This is a genomic window from Tistrella mobilis KA081020-065, assembly GCF_000264455.2.
GTDB classification, from domain to species: domain Bacteria; phylum Pseudomonadota; class Alphaproteobacteria; order Tistrellales; family Tistrellaceae; genus Tistrella; species Tistrella mobilis.
In genome coordinates this window covers 253330-271823 of sequence record NC_017957.2, presented here as the reverse complement: position 1 = coordinate 271823, position 18494 = coordinate 253330, and the positions used below count along the sequence as shown (strand labels likewise).

General features: G+C 66.6%; 18 protein-coding genes and 1 pseudogene. 5 read left to right on the top strand and 14 right to left on the bottom strand.

The window, feature by feature from the left end; all coding sequences use genetic code 11:
* Window positions 1–69: 69 nt before the first annotated feature.
* Window positions 70–426: pseudogene (locus TMO_RS32340) on the top strand (zinc-binding dehydrogenase); the annotation flags it as partial.
* Here TMO_RS32340 and TMO_RS19095 read toward each other — a convergent pair.
* Both TMO_RS19095 and TMO_RS19090 read right to left on the bottom strand, forming a co-directional pair.
* A complete protein-coding gene (locus TMO_RS19095; protein ID WP_014747320.1) occupies window positions 401–703 on the bottom strand; it encodes a type II toxin-antitoxin system RelE/ParE family toxin in 303 nt (100 codons plus the stop codon). The pseudogene TMO_RS32340 and the gene TMO_RS19095 overlap by 26 nt on opposite strands.
* Window positions 700–981: a hypothetical protein gene (locus tag TMO_RS19090; RefSeq protein ID WP_041606889.1), complete on the bottom strand. Its 282-nt coding sequence runs from the start codon at window positions 979–981 to the stop codon at window positions 700–702. Before TMO_RS19090 ends, TMO_RS19095 begins: the two co-directional genes overlap by 4 nt.
* Before the next feature lie 23 nt (window positions 982–1004).
* On the opposite strand from TMO_RS19090, the gene TMO_RS19085 reads away from it, so the two are divergent.
* Complete coding sequence (locus TMO_RS19085; protein WP_014747318.1) at window positions 1005–1187, top strand: alcohol dehydrogenase; 183 nt, start codon at window positions 1005–1007, stop codon at window positions 1185–1187.
* 61 nt (window positions 1188–1248) lie between these two features.
* On the opposite strand, the gene TMO_RS19080 is transcribed toward TMO_RS19085, so the two are convergent.
* From TMO_RS19080 to TMO_RS19030, 11 genes are all read right to left on the bottom strand, one after another.
* Window positions 1249–1506: a hypothetical protein gene (locus TMO_RS19080; protein ID WP_041607056.1), complete on the bottom strand. Its 258-nt coding sequence runs from the start codon at window positions 1504–1506 to the stop codon at window positions 1249–1251.
* A 232-nt stretch (window positions 1507–1738) separates the two neighbouring features.
* Window positions 1739–2524 (bottom strand): SDR family NAD(P)-dependent oxidoreductase, encoded by a 786-nt coding sequence (locus tag TMO_RS19075; RefSeq protein ID WP_041606887.1) that lies wholly within the window; start codon window positions 2522–2524, stop codon window positions 1739–1741.
* 20 nt (window positions 2525–2544) lie between these two features.
* Window positions 2545–3726 carry a lipid-transfer protein gene (locus TMO_RS19070; RefSeq protein ID WP_014747315.1) on the bottom strand — a complete coding sequence of 394 codons (1182 nt, stop codon included), beginning with the start codon at window positions 3724–3726 and terminating at the stop codon, window positions 2545–2547.
* A gap of 16 nt (window positions 3727–3742) precedes the next feature.
* A complete protein-coding gene (locus tag TMO_RS19065) occupies window positions 3743–5251 on the bottom strand; it encodes a class I adenylate-forming enzyme family protein (RefSeq protein ID WP_014747314.1) in 1509 nt (502 codons plus the stop codon).
* 9 nt (window positions 5252–5260) lie between these two features.
* Window positions 5261–6811, bottom strand: a complete 1551-nt coding sequence (locus TMO_RS19060; protein WP_014747313.1) for an AMP-binding protein — start codon at window positions 6809–6811, stop codon at window positions 5261–5263.
* 9 nt (window positions 6812–6820) lie between these two features.
* Window positions 6821–8053, bottom strand: a complete 1233-nt coding sequence (locus tag TMO_RS19055) for a thiolase family protein (RefSeq protein WP_014747312.1) — start codon at window positions 8051–8053, stop codon at window positions 6821–6823.
* 9 nt (window positions 8054–8062) lie between these two features.
* On the bottom strand, window positions 8063–8764 hold the full coding sequence (locus tag TMO_RS19050) for an ABC transporter ATP-binding protein (protein WP_014747311.1): 702 nt from the start codon (window positions 8762–8764) through the stop codon (window positions 8063–8065).
* Window positions 8761–9510 carry an ABC transporter ATP-binding protein gene (locus TMO_RS19045; RefSeq protein ID WP_014747310.1) on the bottom strand — a complete coding sequence of 250 codons (750 nt, stop codon included), beginning with the start codon at window positions 9508–9510 and terminating at the stop codon, window positions 8761–8763. The genes TMO_RS19050 and TMO_RS19045 overlap by 4 nt, the downstream gene beginning before the upstream one ends.
* Window positions 9507–10463, bottom strand: a complete 957-nt coding sequence (locus TMO_RS19040) for a branched-chain amino acid ABC transporter permease (protein WP_051045547.1) — start codon at window positions 10461–10463, stop codon at window positions 9507–9509. The genes TMO_RS19045 and TMO_RS19040 overlap by 4 nt, the downstream gene beginning before the upstream one ends.
* Window positions 10460–11317, bottom strand: a complete 858-nt coding sequence (locus tag TMO_RS19035; RefSeq protein ID WP_014747308.1) for a branched-chain amino acid ABC transporter permease — start codon at window positions 11315–11317, stop codon at window positions 10460–10462. The genes TMO_RS19040 and TMO_RS19035 overlap by 4 nt, the downstream gene beginning before the upstream one ends.
* A gap of 86 nt (window positions 11318–11403) precedes the next feature.
* Window positions 11404–12654 (bottom strand): ABC transporter substrate-binding protein, encoded by a 1251-nt coding sequence (locus TMO_RS19030; protein ID WP_228382353.1) that lies wholly within the window; start codon window positions 12652–12654, stop codon window positions 11404–11406.
* A 271-nt stretch (window positions 12655–12925) separates the two neighbouring features.
* Between TMO_RS19030 and TMO_RS19025 the strand changes: the two genes are divergently transcribed.
* On the top strand, window positions 12926–13972 hold the full coding sequence (locus TMO_RS19025) for an AraC family transcriptional regulator (protein WP_014747306.1): 1047 nt from the start codon (window positions 12926–12928) through the stop codon (window positions 13970–13972).
* Window positions 13973–14207: 235 nt separating this feature from the next.
* Here the strand turns inward: TMO_RS19025 and TMO_RS19020 are convergent, their stop codons facing one another.
* On the bottom strand, window positions 14208–15605 hold the full coding sequence (locus TMO_RS19020; RefSeq protein ID WP_014747305.1) for a PLP-dependent aminotransferase family protein: 1398 nt from the start codon (window positions 15603–15605) through the stop codon (window positions 14208–14210).
* A gap of 191 nt (window positions 15606–15796) precedes the next feature.
* On the opposite strand from TMO_RS19020, the gene TMO_RS19015 reads away from it, so the two are divergent.
* Window positions 15797–17101, top strand: a complete 1305-nt coding sequence (locus TMO_RS19015; RefSeq protein ID WP_014747304.1) for a hydroxymethylglutaryl-CoA reductase, degradative — start codon at window positions 15797–15799, stop codon at window positions 17099–17101.
* 61 nt (window positions 17102–17162) lie between these two features.
* Window positions 17163–18239, top strand: coding sequence for a TRAP transporter substrate-binding protein DctP (dctP, locus tag TMO_RS19010; RefSeq protein ID WP_014747303.1), 1077 nt, complete (start codon window positions 17163–17165; stop codon window positions 18237–18239).
* The last annotated feature ends 255 nt before the right edge of the window (window positions 18240–18494 follow it).

The following is an 18494-nucleotide window of genomic DNA, read 5'->3' as shown; positions in this document are numbered from 1 at the left end:
CACGCTGGCCGCCAACAGATAATCAAGCCCATGATCACGGACCAGAGACCCCATCAGCACCGCGGTGCCGGCGGCGTGCAGCTGTCGATCGACGCGCTGGGCCACCCGATGACCTGCGTGAATTCCGTGCTGTCGCTCCGCCGCCGGGGACGGCATGTCCAGATCGGCCTGCTGCTCGCCGACCAGGCCCGCCCCGCCATCCCCATGGACCGCGTCATCGCCTGGGAGCTGGAACTGCTGGGCAGCCACGGCATGCAGGCCCATCGCTACCCGGCGATGCTGGAGATGATCCGCCGCGGCCGGCTTCAGCCGGAAAGGCTGATCGGCGCCCGCGTCGATCTGGACGAAGGCACCCGCCTGCTGACCATGATGGACCGCTTCCCCGGCACCGGCGTGACGATCATCGATCGGTTCGGGGCGGGGTGATCAACGGGGGCCATTGGCGAGAGGTGTGCACCAGGGCGATGATCCAGACGGCGCCGCCGTGGATCTCGTAGATCAGGCGGTAACTTTCATGTGGGATCAACTCACGCGTGCCGGGAATGATGCCGGCTTTGCCCATCTCGGGATATGCTGTCAGGTGGTCTGCTGCACGGTCGAACAGTTCGTCGAGACGTCGGGCGGCATGCGGGTCGCCCGTCGCGATGTACTCCCAGATCGATGCCCGGTCCTGCTCCGCCTCGGGCGTCCAGAGCACGATCACGCGTCAGACCCTGCCAGCCCCGCCCGACGCGCCGCGAAATCAGCTTTGACCTCGTCATTGGGCCGACCTTGTCCGGCACGTATCGACGCGCGTCCGGCTTCAACCTTTCGGTGCAGATAGGTGTCGTAGTCACGGCTCTGACGACGTTGTTCGATATAGCCGCGCATCAATTCGCGAACGACCTGAGATGCCGGGCGATCTTCTGCCGCAGCCTCGGCCATGAATGCTGCGCGCAGCTCGGCATCCAGCTTCATCGTAAAGACGGCTTCTTTAGGCACGGAACGTCTCCCCCAGGATCTCTGTGCTGAAAAAGTATAGACGTTGTCAGTACCCTGGTGCCATCGCATTCGACGTCGGCCGGCTTCAGCCGGAAAAGCTGATCGGCGCCCGCGTCGACCTGGACGAAGGCACCCGCCTGCTGACCATGATGGACCGCTTCCCCGGCACCGGGGTGACGATCATCGATCGGTTCGGGGTGGGGTGATCAGCGGGGGCCATTGGCGAGAGGTGTGCAGGGCGGGGGGGGGGGTAGTACCAGAGCACGATCACGCGTCAGACCCTGCCAGCCCCGCCCGACGCGCCGCGAAATCAGCTTTGACCTCGTCATTGGACCGACCTTGTCCGGCACGTATCGACGCGCGTCCGGCTTCAACCTTTCGGTGCAGATAGGTGTCGTCGTCACGGCTCTGACGACGCCGTTCGATATAGTCGCGCATCAATTCGCGAACGACCTGAGATGCCGGGCGATCTTCTGCCGCAGCCTCGGCCATGAATGCTGCGGGCAGCTCGGCATCCAGCTTCATCGTAAAGACGGCTTCCTTAGAGGCCGTCTCGAAACCGAAAAAGAGGTGGATGGTGGCGCCGGCATCATTCCGGGCGAATGCCGTGGCAATGAAAGCCGACACGACCCGGCGGCCCTGCTTGCCGGCGGCACCGGTCGAGGATCCGGAGGCGCGGTAACGCCGGCCCCGCCCGCTCCGCGAACGCCTGTGGACACAGGAAATCCCCAGGCGGTTCGCGGCGCATGGCCGCTTGTCATCCGCCGCCGCCGGCCATGTCCAAATGCCCGGTCTGGCTCACCCCGGCAGCGACATAGCCGCCATCGACCACCAGCACGTCACCATTGACATAGCCGGCTTCGGGACTGGCGAGATAGGCGACCGCGGCGGCGATATCCGTGGGTTGACCCATGCGTCGCGCCGGGATCATCGGCAGAAACGCCGCGACCGTCGCTTCGGTATAATTCGCCTGCGTCAGCGGGGTCACGATCGGGCCGGGTGCTACGGCATTGGCGGTGACCCCGTAAGGCCCAAGCTCCAGCGCCATCTGGCGGGTCAGCCCGATCATCGCCGCCTTCGAGGTGCCATAGGCCGTCCGCCCCACCCCGGCCCGGATACCGCTGACCGAGGCGATGTTGACGATCCGGCCATAGCCCTGCCGCACCATCGCGCGCCCGGCGCGTTGCGCGCAAAGCAAAGTGCCGGTGACGTTCACCGCCATCACCCGGGTCCAGTCCTCGGTCGGGAAATCGAGGAACGCATGCAGCGACGCGATGCCCGCATTGTTGACCAGCACGTCGACGGGCTTGTCCCAGGCCTCGGCGGCGGCGAAGGCCGCCTCGACCGAGGCCGCGTCGGCGACGTCGAGCCGCTGGCCCATCGCCTTGCCGCCCTCCGCGGCGATCAGACCCAGGGTCTCGTCGATGCCGGCCTCGGAAACATCGGTGACGGCGACCCGGGCGCCAAGCCGGGCCAGCCGTATCGCCACCCCCCGCCCGATCCCTGAGCCGGCCCCCGTCACCAGGGCAACGCCATATTCCATGATCCCGCCTCCCCCCGCCATCATGCGCCGGCCTCATAGAGGGTCACGACCGCCGCGCCGCCGAGCCCCAGATTGTGCTGCAACGCCAGCCGCGCGCCCTCGACCTGCCGGTCCCCGGCGCGGCCGCGCAATTGCTGCGTCAGTTCATAGCACTGGGCCAGGCCCGTCGCGCCCAGCGGATGGCCTTTCGACAGCAGCCCGCCCGAGGGGTTGGTGACATATCGGCCGCCATAGGTGTTGTCGCCGTCCATGACCAATGCCTCGCCCGCGCCCTCTCCGCAAAGGCCCAGCCCCTCATAGGTGATCAGCTCGTTCTGGGCGAAACAGTCGTGCAGTTCGATCACGTCGATATCCTCGGGGCCGATACCCGCCGCCTCATAGACCTTCCGCGCCGCCTTGCGCGTCAGATCGGCGCCGACCACCTCGATCATGTCGCGGCTGTCGAAGCTGCCGGGGCGGTCGGTGGTCATCGCCTGCGCCCGGATGCGCACCGTCGCGTCCAGCCCGTTGCGCCGGGCGAAGTCTTCAGACACCACCAGCGCCGCCGCGGCGCCGCAGGTCGGCGGGCAGGCCATGGGGCGGGTCATGACGCCGGGCCAGATGGTCTGGGCGTTCATCACCTCCTCGACGCTCATCTCCCGGCGGAACACCGAGAGCGGGTTGCGCGCGCCGTGGCGGCTGGCCTTGGCGCGGATGGCCGCGAAGGTTTCAAGCCGGGTGCCATGGCGGTCCATATGCGCCTTGCCCGCGCCGCCGAAATATTTCAGCGTCATCGGCAGATCCGACGCGCCGATCAACGCATCGGTCACCGCGTCGAATTCACCCAGCGGCGAGGGCCGGTCGGTGAACACCGCGCCGAGCGCGCCCGGCGTCATCTGTTCGAACCCCACCGCCAGCACGCAGTCGGCCACGCCGCTTTCCACCGCCTGCCGCGCCAGGAACAGCGCGGTCGAGCCGCTGGAACAGTTGTTGTTCACGTTCACGATGGGAATGCCGGTCATGCCGACGCGATAGATCACCCGCTGGCCGCTGGTGCTGTCGCCATAGACATATCCGGCATAGGCCTGCTCCACGGCCTCGAAGCCGATCCCGGCATCGTCGAGCGCCAGACGGATCGCCGCCTCGCCCATGGCATCATAGGGCGCCGAGGCGCCGGGCTTCGCGAAGGGAATCATGCCGACGCCGGCAATGAGTGTGGTCATGTCACGCCTCCTTGGGTCAAAACGTCTTCGGGGCCGGCTCGCTCTCGACCAGCATGCGGCGCAGTTCGGTCTTCAGGATCTTGCCGTAGCTGCTCTTCGGCAGCGACGGGACGAAACGATAGGATTTCGGCCGTTTGAACCGGGCGATATGGTCCAGGCAGAACCGGTCCAGCGCCTCGGCGGTCACCCCGTCCTCGGCGACGACGAAGGCCACGACCTCTTCGCCCCAATCGGCATGCGGCCGGCCGGTCACGTTGGCCTCGCTGACGCCGGGATAACGCAGCAGCACCTCCTCGACCTCGCGGGGATAGATGTTCGATCCGCCCGAGATGATCACGTCCTTCGACCGGTCCTTGAGCGTCAGCACGCCGTGTGCGTCGAGGCTGCCGATATCGCCGGTATGGAGCCATCCGTCGCGCAGCGCCGAGGCGGTGGCTTCAGGGTTCCGCCAATAGCCGGTCATCACCACGTCGCCCGACACGATCACCTCGCCCGGCATATCGGGCGCGCAGTCGGCGCCGGCGTCGTCGACCACGCGGACGGTCACACCGGTGCGGGCGATGCCGACCGAGCCGAGCCAGCTCTCGGGCGTGTTCAGCCCCAGAACATGCGGCGGCAGATAGCTGATCGTGCAGGGCACCTCACCCTGGCCATAGCCGATCCAGATGCGCGACCCCAACAGGCCGAGCGCCTGGCGCAGATCCTCGACATAGATCGGTGCGCCGCCGCAGAAGATCAGATCGAGACCGGCGATCGCGCGCGCGTCCAGCGCCGGACAGGCGATGAAGCGATTGAGCATCGTCGGCGCGGCAAAGAAGGACGAGCGCGGAAAGCGGTGCAGCAGCGCCACCAGTTCGTCAGGGTCGAACCCGCCGCTTTCCGGAACCACGTTGGCGGCACCGCGCCGCACGAAGGGCAGCGCGAACAGGCCCGCCGCATGCGACAGCGGCGCCGGATGCAGGGCTGCCGAGCCTTCCGTGACCGGGCCGATATCGGCGAGAAAACTTGCCGTCATCGCCCAGAGATTGCGGTGGCTCAGCACCGCCCCCTTGGGCCGGCCGGTGGTGCCGGAGGTATAGAAGATCCAGGCGGGATCCTCCGGCGCGACCCGCGCCGGAACCAGGGCCGCCGGCCCGGCCATCAATGCCGCATAGGCCGGGCCATCCACCGCGACCGTTCCGGCGAAGCCGGCCATCTCCCCGGCCCTGTCGGTGAACAGCAGGCTGGCGCCGCTGTTCGACAGGACATAGTCCACCTCGGCCGGATGCAGCTTGGCGTTGACCGGCACCGCAACGCAACCCGCCGCCCAGATGCCGAACAGCATCTCGAAGTATTCCGGCCGATTGCCCATGTAGATGACGACACGCCCGCCCCGGGGCACACCGCGCGCGCGGAGACCGGCGGCCAGCGCCGCGCCGCGATCACGCAGCCCGGCATAGGTAAGGACGGTGGCATCGCCCAGGCAGACGGCGGGCCGGTCGTGGAAGGTTCGGGCGGATTGCGCCAGAAGCTCGGAGATATTCATGTCGCACCCTCAGATCTTCCGCGTCTGGCCTTGCCAGAAGACATCCCGGATGTCCTTCTTGCGCACCTTGCCCACGGGACTGCGCGGCAGCTCGTCCCAGATCGCCACCGATTTCGGTGCCTTCACGCTGCCGAGTTGCTGCTTGCAGATGCGGATGATCTCGTCGGGGTCGAGCCGGGCACCAGGCTTGAGTTCGATCACAGCCTTGACCGCCTCACCCCATTTCTCGTCGGGCACGCCGATCACCGCGCAGTCCTGCACGGCGGGATGCGCCCAGATCACCTGCTCGACCTCCGACGGATAGACGTTGAACCCGCCCGAGATGATCATGTCCTTCTTGCGATCGACGATGTAGAGATAGCCGTCCGCGTCGAGATATCCGACGTCGCCGGTATGATGCCAGCCATGCTGCGAGACATCGGCCGTCGCCTCGGGGTTCTTGTAATACCCCTTCATCACCAGATTGCCGCGTACCACGATCTCACCGCGCTCGCCCCTGGGCATCAACTTGCCGTCATCGCCCATGATCGCCACCGGCGTCAGCAATGTCGGCCGTCCGCAGCTGGCGAGGCGGTGTTCGCGCGCCGGATCGCCCAGCACCAGATGATCCTCGGGCATCAACAGCGTGCAGAACATCGGCGATTCGGCCTGGCCGAAGCTCTGCATCATCACCGGGCCGAAGATCTTCAGGCATTGCCGCAGCTTGTCGACGGCCATCGGCGCCGCCGCATAGATGAAGCCGCGCAGCGACGGAAAGCCGCGATCCTCGATCCCCGGCTCCGAGAGCAGCATGTAGATAGCCGTCGGCGGCAGGAAAAGATGGGTGACCTCCTCGCGCGCGATCGTGTCGAGCACCCGTGCCGCGTCGAACCCCGGCAGGATGATGTTGCGCGCGCCGGCGGCCATCAGAACGATCGCCATCACCCCGGCGGCATGGGTCATCGGCGTGACCAGCAGGTGCACCGGCGCGGGGCCGGGATCCACACCGGCATAGAAATTGGCGATCATCGTGCCCCAGTTGAGCTGGGTCAGCATGATCCCCTTGGGGCGCCCCGTGGTGCCGCCCGACGAGAGAATGCCGACCAGATCGTCCGGCCCCAGCGTCACATCCGGATCGGTGTCGGCGGCATCGGCCAGCCAGTCTTCCAGCCAGGGGCCATCCGACCCCGCCCGATCGAGGCAGATGAACCGCCGGATCTTCGGGCACAGCGCCTTGATCCGGTCCAGGGCAGCTTCGAAGCTGCTGTGATAGAACAGAATTTCGACGTCGTTGTGATCGAGGATATAGGCGTTCTCGTCGACGCCGTTCTTGGCGTTCACCGGCACCCAGGCGGTGCCGGAGCGGAACAGGCCGAGCATCGCCTCGAAACCGCTCACACAGTTCGGGCTGTAGATGCCGGCCATCCGCCCGGGGCCGAACCCCTCGGCCGCGATGGCATTTGCAAAGCGAAAGCTGCGCGTCTGCACGCAGCGATAGCTTCGGCTGACCTCGTCATCCTCCAGACAGACGCCGTCAGGGTTGATCGCGGCACCCCGGTCGAAAAAGTCGATCAGGCGCATGAGGCCCTCCTATCGCTGCAACAGTGTGATCACGGCCACGGCTTCCTCGTATCCGTGGAAGCCGCCGCCGTTCTCGGCGAGCCCGACGCGCGCGCCCTCCACCTGGCGCGGCCCGGCCTCGCCCCGCAGCTGCGTGACCAGTTCATAGATCTGCGCCAGCCCGGTCGCCCCGATCGGATGGCCACGCGACTCAAGCCCGCCCGACACGTTGATCGGGATCCGCCCCCCAAGCGTGGTCGCGCCCGAAGTGGCGAGCCGCCCGCCCTCGCCCATCGGGCAAAGCCGCAGAAGCTCGGCCTGTTGCAACTCGGCGAAGGCGGTCGCGTCATGCACCTCGACCACCGAGACATCCTCCGGCCCGATCCCCGACAGCTCATAGGCCCGATCCACCGCCCGCCGGCAGATATGGCGGTCCAGATCCTCAGCTGCCCGGTCCGATCCGGCGGCCTGCACGCTGGCCGCGATCCGCACCGCCCGGGTCAGACCCATCCGCCGCGCCTTCTTCTCGGACACCACGATCGCCGCCGCCGCGCCATCGCTGATCGGCGCGCACATCGGCAGGGTCAGCGGCCAGGAAATCTCGCGCGCGGCCAGCACCTCGTCCGCCGTCATCGCATGGCGGTACTGCGCCTTGGGGTTCAGCACCGAATGGCTGTGGTTCTTGGCCGCGACCTGCGCGATATCCGCCTGGGTGGTGCCGAAGGTGCCCATATGGAACCGCGCGAGTGCGGCATAGACATCCATGAACACGCTGCGCTGGCCCGGCTCCACCGCGCGTTCCGGCGGCTGCATCGCCTGCCCCAGCCGCTCCAGCCGCGCGATCTGGCCCTCGACATCGCCGACATCCCAGGCACCGTCGAAGATGGCGAAGGACAGGGCACGATCGGGGGCGTTCATCTTGTCGGCGCCCACGGCCAGCGCCACATCACCTTGCCCTGAGGCGATATAGGCGACCGCCGCGTTCAGCGCGGTGCTGCCGCTGGCGCAGGCATTCTCGACATTGGTGATCGACAGGTTCTGAAACCCCAGCCTGCGCAGGGCAAGCTGGCCACGCACAAGATGCTGGCCCTCGACCACGCCTTGCGAGGCGTTGGCGAAATAGGCTGCCCCGATGTCGTGGGCCGCAAGACCGCTATCGGCCAGCGCCTCGGTCACCGCCTCACCGGTAAGATCGGCCAGGCCGCGGTTCAGGAAACGCCCGAAATGCGACATCCCGATCCCGACGATATACGTCTTTTCCATATCGTTCCCTCAAAGGCTGATCAGTTTTTCGATCTCGTCCCGGCTGGCCTGCAACTCGGCCGTCGTCCCGGTCCACCGGATGGCGCCGTGATCGATCACATATTGCCGGTGGGCCAGCTTCATCGGCACACGCAGGTTCTGTTCAACCAGCAACAGCGCCATGCCCTCGGCGTTGATCAGCCGCATCGCCTCGACCAGTTGATCGACGATCAGCGGCGCCAGCCCTTCGGTGGGCTCGTCCAGCAGCAGCACCTCGGGGTTGGTCAACAGCCCGCGCGCGATGGCGAGCATCTGCTGCTCGCCGCCCGACAGCGTGTCGCCGGGCTGGGTGGCCCGCTCACGCAGGACCGGAAACAGCTTGTGGACCCGGGCCGCGTCCCAGCCGCCCTTCCGGCCCATCACCGTGGCGATGCGCAGGTTCTCGTCCACCGACAGATTCGAGAAGATCCGCCGGTCCTCGGGCACATAGGCGATGCCCAACCGGCCGAGCTGGTCCGGGCGCAGCGCGGTCACGTCGCCGCCCTTCCACAGCCGCCGCCCTCCGGTCGCGCGGTTGAGGCCGATCATGGTTTTCAGGATGGTGCTCTTGCCCGCGCCGTTGCGGCCAATCAGCGACACCACCTCGCCCGGCCCGATCTCCAGCGACACCCGGTGCAGGGCCTGCGCCTTGCCATAGAAGACATCGCAGTCTTCCAGTGCCAGCAGCGTCATGCCTCGTCTCCCAGATAAGCCGCCCGCACCGCCGCATTGGCCCGGATATCCCCGGGGCTGCCCGAGGCCAGCAACTGCCCCTGCACCATCACGACGATCTCGTCCGAGACCTGCATCACCACATCCATGTTGTGCTCGATCAGCAGCACCGTGCGGCCCTTCACGATCTGCCTGATCAGGTCGATCGCCCGGTCGAGCTGATCATGCCCAACCCCCGCCAGCGGTTCGTCCAGCAGCAGCACCCGCGGCTCGCTCAACAGCGACAGGCCCACTTCCAGCGCGCGCTGGTCGCCATGCGACAGATATTCGGCCGGCCGATGCGCCAGCGCAGTCAGCCCCACCTCTTCCAGCACCCGTTCGGCCTGTTGACGCACCGCCGCAAAACGGCTGGCCGGCAGCCAGAAGGGCTGCAACCGATAGCGATGGGCAAAGGCCGCGATCTGAAGGTTTTCCAGCACCGACATCCCCGCGAAGATCTTGGTGATCTGGAAACTGCGCCCCAGCCCGCTGCGCGTGCGCCGATGCACCGACAGGTGGGTCACGTCCCGGCCGTCGAGCCGGACACGTCCGCCGCTCAAGGCGGCATGGCCCGAGAGCGCGTTCATCAGCGTGGTCTTGCCCGCGCCGTTCGGCCCGATCAGCCCGTACAGCCGCCCCGGCTCGAAATCATACGTGACGTCGTTGACCGCCTTCAGCCCGCCGAAGGACACCTGGATATTCTCGCAGCTCAGCGCCCCCCCGGTCATGGCGCGCCCCCCTCGTCGTGGTCGCGGGCGCCGTCGAACAGCCCGGCGATGCCATTGCGCAGGAAGATCGTCGCCAGGATGAAGATCACCCCCAGGATGCCGTACCAGTATTGCGTGGCCTGGCTCAGTTCCTCCTTCAGCAGCTCGAATACCGCAACACCCAGGATCGGCCCCAGCAGAGTGCCCTTGCCACCCAGAACGGTCATGATCAGCACGTCGCCGGACGTGCTCCAATGCAGCATCTGCGGGCTGATATAGAACATCAGCGAGGCCAGCAGCGCGCCCGACACACCGGCATAGGCGCCCGACACCACGAAGGCCTGCTGCCGCAGGGCGTGCACGTTATAGCCAAGCTGTGCCGCGCGGGTGTCGTTGGCCTGCACCGCCCGCAGCGCCCGGCCGAAGGGCGCGGCCCGCAGCAGGGCCATGATCGCAAGGCCGATCAGGAAGACCACGACGATGAAGCCGTAATAGTTGCGGTTGTCGTAGAAATCGATGCCGAACAGATCGGGTCGCGGCACCCCGGCGATCCCGTCCAGCCCGCCGGTGATGGCGCGCAGTTTGTTCGAGGCCAGGATGTACATCATCTGCGCCAGCGCCAGCGTCAGCAGCGCGAAGAACAGGCCCGATACCCGAAGCGCGAACAACCCCATGGCGAAGGCCAGCAGCGCGCCGCCCAGGGCGGCGGCGGCCAGCGCGGGCAGGAAGCTGACCTGATAGCTCAGCATCAGCACGGTCATCGTATAGCCGCCGGTTCCAAGCAGCGCCGCATGTCCGAACGACAGCATCCCGGTCACGCCGAAGACCAGATCGAAGCCGATGGCGAACAGCGCCCAGATCAGGATCAGGCTGACCAGGTTCACCCATTGCTCGCCGGGCAGAACCAACGGCACGGCGATCATCGCCGCGATGATCAGGGCCATCAGCATGCGGCCCATGGCTCTGCGTGTCATGCCGCGCGCCCCTTATAGCTGAACAGGCCCGCGGGGCGGAACATCAGCGTTCCGATCAGCAGAGCGAAGGTCAGAAGTTCGACCCATTCGGTGGCATAGGTATAGCCGGCGGCCCGGGTCATCCCCAGCAGCAGCGAGGCAAAGATCGCGCCCCGGATATTACCCAGCCCGCCGATGATGACGACCACGAAGCAGTCGATGATCACGCTGAACCCCATGCCCAGCTCGATCGGCACCAGAGGTGCTGTGATCACCCCCCCAAGCGCCGCGAGATAGGATCCGAGCGCGAAGACGCCGGTGCGAACCCGGTTCACGTCGATGCCCAGTGTGCGCGCCATGTCGGGGTCGGCGCTGGCCGCGCGGATGATCATGCCCCACTTGCTGCGGTCCAGCAGAAGGAACAGCCCCAGCGACACCACGGCGCCGAAGACGATGACGAACAGCCGGTAGGCCGGGATCTGGCTGCCGAACAGCGCGACCGGCACCGACAGCAGATCGGGCGCCGGCACCTGCTTGTAGTCCAGGCCCCAGATCAGCTTGGTCGCGTCGTCGATCACCAGGATCAGGCCGAAGGTCAGCAACAATTGGAAGATGTGGTCGCGGGAATAGACCCGCTTGAGCGTCGACATCTCGATCAGCGCGCCCAACCCCGCGACAACCACCGGCGCGATCAGCAGCCCCAGCCAGAACGATCCGGTGGTCTGGACGATCTGAAAGCTGGCATAGGCGCCCAGCATGTACAGCGCGCCATGGGCGAAGTTGATCACGCCCAGCATGCCGAAGATCAGCGTCAGCCCCGCCGACAGCAGAAACAGAAGAAAGCTCAGGCTCAACCCGATAATGATCGTGGACATATCCGCACCATCCCGAAACAGCCGGCCCGAAACAGCCGGCAGGCGACGGACCTTGAGTCCGCCGCCGTACAGATGCGCCCATCCGTTCAACAGGCGTCGAACAGACGGTCCGCCGGGAAGATTTCGGTGATCTTCATGGTCAGTTCCGGCATCGGCGCCTCGCCCTTGACCACCTCGCCCCAGAGCCCGACCTGCGACGCCTGATGATCGCAGGCGCGCATCTCCTTGCGGCCCTCGATCGAGGTCTCATAGACGCTGTTCGCGAAGGCCTTGACCCAGGCATCGGCATCCCAGCTGTCGGTCTGCTCCACCACGTCCAGCCACCAGCGCAGCCCGTCATAGGCCTCACCCGCGAAGCTCGACGGAAACACGCCATACGCGTCGCGATAGGCCTCGACGAAGGCCTTGTTCGCCGGGTTGTCGAGGCTGTAGTGATAGCGCACGCCGGAATTCACGCCCAGCGCGGCGGGCCCGGTCGCGGCGGCAAAGACATCGTCCTGCAACACGGGGCCGAAGATCACCTTGTCCTTGCCCAATGCGACCTGGCCGGCCTGCTTGACGAAGGTGATCCCGTCATTGCCGGTGGCCATGACCGCGATGCCGTCCGCGTCGGATCGCGCCATCTTGTCGATGATCACCGAGAAGTCGCGATTGCCCAGCGGCGCATAGTCGTTGCCGACGATCTCGACACCGGCGGCCTTGGCCATCTCGGCGAACTGCTCAAAGCCGGTACGCGTCGCCTGATAGTCGGCGGTCACCGCATAGATCTTCTTCAGCCCGCGCGACTTGACGAACTCCATCGTCATCTTGATTTCCATGCCGAGCGTATTCGACGTGCGGAAGGAATAGGGCGCGCCGCCCGGCTTGGTGATCGCGTCGTCGGCCGAGATGGTGACGAGATGGGGCACCTTGCGCTGGGTCGACAGGCTTTGCAGCGCCAATGTCGAGGCCGAGCCGACCGCGCCGAACATCATCTGCGCGCCTTCCGCCAACAGGCGGCTGGCCTTCTGCACCGCCGGCTGCGGCTTGGTTTCGTCATCCTCCCAGGTGAAGCGGATGGGTTTGCCCAGCACCTTGCCGCCGCGCTGCGCAACGGCCAGTTCGGCGCCTTTGCGCATGTCGTTGCCGATCAGACCATAGGCCCCCGAAAAGGCGAGAATGGCGGCGATATGGAACTCGTCCATCGTCTTGGCGCGCAGCATCGGCACAGGCAGTGTGCTCGCAAGAGCCGCCGCACCGGCCATGCGCAGAAAGTCTCGACGTTTCATGTTTCCTCCCAGGGATGTAACCCTCGAACGATCCGCCAGGCATGAGCGAGAGCCGGCGCCCGGGGTCATCCTCGGGCGTCCGCGTCGATCTCTGCGCAGGCATGATAGGAGTTGTCAGTTTCGGCCAATTGATCGTCACCCGTGCAACCCGGTCTCCCGGCTGGCGCCGTGTGCGTCAAACCATCCGTTTTTCAACGAGATGAGCCTTCCGACATCTTGTCTCCCAGAAGACAGGATGACGGGCTTCCGCCCGATTGAGAATGTTCGGGCATGCCAATAATTTGACTTTTACTGCCAGTCCGTCATCTTGGGCACCGGTGTGACATGGTCGGAGCATGCCATGAAGGTCGGTCTGATCCAGAGCATACGCCTGCCGAGCCAGAGTATTCAGATCATGGCCGGAATGCTGACCGAACACGGCATCGACCCGGTGCCGCTGCTGAGCGAGGCGGGGCTTGCCCGTGACATCCTGCACGACCCCTGGGGTACCCTCAACGGCTATCAGGAGCTGGCGTTTCAGCGGCTGTTCTGGCGTGCGACGCAACAGATTCCGGGCATCGGCTTCCTGACCGGCCTGCGCTACAGCCTGCTCGCCTATGGCCCGCTCGGGTTGGCCGTGCTGGTGTCACGCGATGTCACCGAGGGCTTGTGCACTTTCGCCGCGATGCAGGGGTTGGGATATGCGCTGTTCGAATACGACATCGTGACACAGGACGATATCGCCGTCGCCTTCGTGGCCAATGACGACTATGTGCCCGCCGGGCTGACGGAATTCCTGCACGAACGCCTGCTCGGCTCGGCGCTGACCTTCTTTCGCGACATGCGACAGGCACATCTGCCGATTCGCCTGATCGAAAGCCGGCTCGACCGGCCCAGGGGCTGGATGGGCCTGGAAGACCGCTGGCAGGCCGATATCGTCTACGGCGCGCCGCGGAGCTGCTTTCATTTTGCCGACGGCGTCGGTGCCCTGCCGCTGCCGCTCGCGAACCCGTCGCTGGCCCAGAACTATCGCCGGCTCTGCCAGAACATGCTCGACACCAGCCCGACGCATGCCGGCATCGTGAAATCGGTCTATCAGTTGCTGATGCAGTCTCGCGGCGCTTTTCCGAATGCCTTGGAGGCGGCACAGGCGCTGAACGTCTCGGAACGTTCGCTGCACCGCAAACTGGCCGAGACCGGCACCAGCTATCGTCAGGCGCTCGACAATGTCCGGCTGCGCCGCGCGCGCGAACTGCTCGACACCACGGATCTGCCGATGTCGGAAATCAGCGACCGCTTGGGCTTCGCCGAAATGGCCAGCTTCTCAAGGTTCTTCCGCCGGGTCGCCGGGGTGCCACCCTCGAACTATCGCAAGAACGGTCTGCGCATCGTCGCCGCGTCGAGTTAGAGCGATTTTCGCGTCATCTGGTGGCTCTGACATTCCTCCGCCTCGCCATGATCCGGATCATGATGCGCAGAATCGCAAGGAGCCGGACATCATAGATAACGTCCCGCACGGACACTTAGACACGGTACGTTTCTCCCGAGAACTTCCGTGCTGAACCAATATAGACATTGTCCGTACGCCGGTGACAGCCCCTGCCAGACTGTCATGAACAAGGCCGGACAAGGCCGGAGCGCTGTCACCGACCGGCCGCCACCTCGCGCATGAACGCCAGGAACCGCGGATCCGCGGCATGGGCGACGTTCACCCGGATGGCGGGTGCCCGGGGGGCGCGGTCGGGGGCGAAAACCTGGCCCGGGGCCAGGAAGATGCTGCGTTCTGCCGCGGCACGGGCCAGCGCCAGTTCGTCGGTGCCGGACGGCAGGCCGACCCAGAGATAGAAGCCGGCATGGGCCGGCGTCGCTACGTCCAGCCCCATCTCGGAAAGCGCGCCGGCCGCCGTGCTCGCCGCCTCCCCCACCCGCGCGCGCAGCCGGCGCAGATGGCGGACGTAATGGCCGTCGGCGATGAAATTGTAGATGAAGCGCTCGACATAATCCGAGGTCGCGACCACCGTCAGCATCTTGATGCCCTGCAGCGCCGCCGCCACCGGTGCCGAGGCCGCGACATAGCCCGAGCGCAGGCTTGCCGAGAAGGTCTTGGAGAAGGTGCCGACATAGAGCACCCGGTTCAGCTGATCGAGCGCCGCCAGCCTGGGTGCGGAGGCCGGCATCACATCGGCGAAGGCGTCGTCCTCCACCAGCTGGAAACCGTGGCGCTCCGCCGCCTGCAGCAGACCGTAGGCCGTGCCCATGGTCAGGCCATGGCCGGTGGGATTGTGGCCCTGGGACTGAGTGAAGAACAGTTTCGGCCGGTGATGGGCAAGCTTCGCCGCCAGATCCTCCAGATCCGGCCCCTCGGCCCCGCGACGGATGCCGACGATCCGCACCTTGGCGAGGGTCAGCTTGCCGAACAGCGGATAGTAGCCGGGGTCGTCGACGAAGACCGTATCGCCCGGCTCCAGATGATGGCGGATGATCAGGTCGAGCGCGTGATTGGCACCGTAGGTGAGCAGCACCTGTCCCACCCCGGCCTTGATGCCGCGTTCCGCCAGCAGCATGGCGATGCGTTCGCGCAGCGGCAGGAAGCCCCAGGAACTGCCATAGCCATGGTCGATCGCCTCGCCCTTCGGCCATTTGAACCGGCCGAAAAAACGCCCGATTTCAGAGCCTTCCATCCAGGCCTGAGGCGGGCGGCCGTCGCCGGGCCGGACCTCGTAATGCTGGTCCAGCTGTTCGCGCAGCAGCGAGACCACATCCACCGCCGCCTCCACATCCGGGTTCTGCCGCGGCAGCGGCCGGCGGTTGCCGCCCGTGACATAGAAGCCCGATCCCGGCCGCGATTCCAGCAGCCCGGCCGCGACCAGCCGGTCATAGGCCTCGGCCATCGTGTTCTTCGACACCCCGTGATCTCCCGCCGCCGCCCTGACCGAGGCCAGGCGCTCGCCGGTTTTCAGCAGGCCGCCGGTGATCTGCCCGGTAATCAGCTCGACCAGCTGGTCGATACGACCGGGTTGACGCGGGGGTGTGTCTGCCATATTGAAGCCGTCCGCCAAACTGTCCCATGAAGACGACTGGGACAGTCATGGTGATGAACCGTCCGACCGTCCCTTGTCCGTCCCCCGGATCATAGGACAATCATTGCCCAAGTCACAATCCTTCCCCGCCCTGCGATGCGCCATGCTTCCGGGGCCGGCGAAGGCCGGGACGCCGGACACACGGAGGAAACATGCAGGCCTGCGGCAGCGCGCTCAATTCGCGCCTCGAAAACTATCGCAACCTCACCCCGGCCGAGCGGCTGGCCGAACTCGCCCGCGCGGCCGGCCTCGATGCCGCCGACCAGGCCCTGCTGGCCGACCCCGCGGCGCTTGCCGTCGATCGTGCCAACGGCATGATCGAGAACGTGATCGGCACCTTCCAGCTGCCGATGGGCGTGGCGACCAATTTCCGCATCAACGGCCGCGACTACCTGATCCCGATGGTGGTCGAAGAGCCGTCGGTGGTGGCGGCGGCGTCGTATATGGCGCGCATCGCCCGCAGCAACGACATCGGCTTCGAGACCTCCAGCACCGCCCCGATCATGCGCGCGCAGGTCCAGGTCCTGGACGTGACCGACCCCTGGGGCGCGCGGCTGCGCATCCTGGCGGCACGCGAGGCGATCATCGCCGCCGCCAATGCCAAGGATGCCAAGCTGGTCAGCCTGGGCGGCGGCTGCCGCGACATCGAGGTCCATGTCTTCCCGGAAAGCCGGGTCGGGCCGATGGTGGTGATGCACCTGCTGGTCGATGTCCGCGACGCCATGGGCGCCAACACGGTCAACACCATGGCCGAAGCGGTGGCACCGCTGGTGGAGCAGGCGGCCGGCGGCCGGGTGCGGCTGCGCATCCTGTCGAACCTGGCCGATCTGCGCCTGGCCCGCGCCAGTGTGCGGGTCTCGCCCGCCGCACTCGCAACGAAAACCGTCTCGGGCGAGGACATGGTGACCGGCATCGTCGAGGCGGCGGAATTCGCCGCGATCGACCCCTACCGGGCCGCCACCCACAACAAGGGCATCATGAACGGCATCGACCCGGTCGTGGTCGCCACCGGCAATGACTGGCGGGCGATCGAGGCCGGCGCCCATGCCTTCGCGGTGAAGGACGGGCGCTATACCTCGCTCACCACCTGGGAGCGCGACCGCGACGGCAATCTGGTCGGCACGCTGGAAATGCCGATGGCACTGGGCCTGGTGGGCGGTGCCACCAAGACCCATCCGCTCGCCCAGGCCGCCCTGCGCATTCTGAAGGTCGAAACCGCGCAGGAACTGGCCGAGGTGACGGTGGCGGTGGGCCTGGCCCAGAACATGGCCGCCCTGCGCGCACTTGCGACCGAGGGCATCCAGCGCGGCCATATGGCGCTGCACGCCCGCAACATCGCCATCCTGGCCGGAGCCGAAGGGGCCGAGATCGAGGCCGTGGCGAAGCAGCTGGCCGCCGCCCATGACGTGCGCGTCGACCGCGCCCGCGAACTTCTCGACGCGCTGCGCCGGGGTTGATCCCCGGCGCCAATCACAAGCAGCCAGTCACATCCGGCTGACGATCCTGGGGAGAAAACCGATGACCAGCCATGACCAGACCACCCGCCGCGGCCTGCTGAAGCGCGCCGGCGGCATCGCCGCCGCCGGTGCCGCCGTGGCCGCCGGTGCCGGCACCTTTGCCGCACCCCATGTCGCCCGCGCCGCCGGCCAGCCGGTCAAGTGGCGCATGCAGGCGCTGTGGGACGCCAACACCACGCCGATGAAGTTCGAGCAGCTCTTCGCCGACCGGGTGAAGGAGTTGACCGGCGGCGGCTTCGAAATCCAGACCTTCACCGCCGGTCAGCTGGTGCCGGCCAACCAGGCTTTCGACGCGGTCCGCGCCGGTGCCTTCCAGATGATGAAGACCTTCGACGGCTACGAGGCCGGCAAGATCCCGGCCTTCGCCTTCACCTCCACCGTGCCCTTCGGCTTCCCCGAAAGCGACCAGTACGAAGCCTGGTTCTATGAAAAGGGCGGTCTCGACATGGCGCGCGAGGCCTATGGCAAGGCCGGGCTGATGTATATCGCCCCCACCGTCTATGGCCAGGAGCCGATCCATTCGAAGGTGAAGATCTCGTCGATCGAAGAGTTCCAGGGCAAGAAGGGCCGTTTCGTCGGCCTCGCCTCCAGCGTGATGGGCGCCATGGGTGTCGCGGTGACGCCGCTGCCGACGGCCGAAGTCTATTCGGCGCTGGAAAAGGGCGTGATCGACATCGCCGACCGCGGCGACCTGACCGCCAACCTCCAGGCCGGCCTGGCCGAGGTTGCCAAATTCATCATCCTGCCCGGCGTCCACCAGCCGACCACCGCCACCAGCTATGTGGCGAACAAGGCCGCCTACGAGGCCCTGCCGGCGGAATACAAGGCGGTGCTGGCGGTGGCGGCCCGCGAGACTTCGGCGGCGCTGCGCCAGCATATCGTGGTGCAGGACGTGGCCTCGCTGGCCAAATACCGCGAGGCGGGCGTGGAGATCGTCGAACTCGACCCGGCCGACATCCGCGCCAATCGCCCGAAGGCCGAGGCCCAGTGGCGCGTCGCCACCAAGGACGATGCGCTCGCCACCCGCATCCTGGACAGCCAGGTCGGGTTCATGAAGGAACTGGGCCTGCTGGGTTGAGGGGAGGTTTTTTTTAGCCCCTCGCCGGGCGGGTGCTGCCGCACCCTTGGCCGCCGCCTCAATGGCGGCTTGGGGTTTGTCAGTCCCTCGCCGGGCGGGCACTCCCGTGCCCTTGGCCGCCGCCTCAATGGCGGCTTGGGGTTTGTCAGTCCCTCGCCGGGCGGGCACTCCCGTGCCCTTGGCCGCCGCCTCAATGGCGGCTTGCAGCCGCACCGACAAGGTGCGGCTGTATGATGTCCCGGCGGCGGCGGCGAT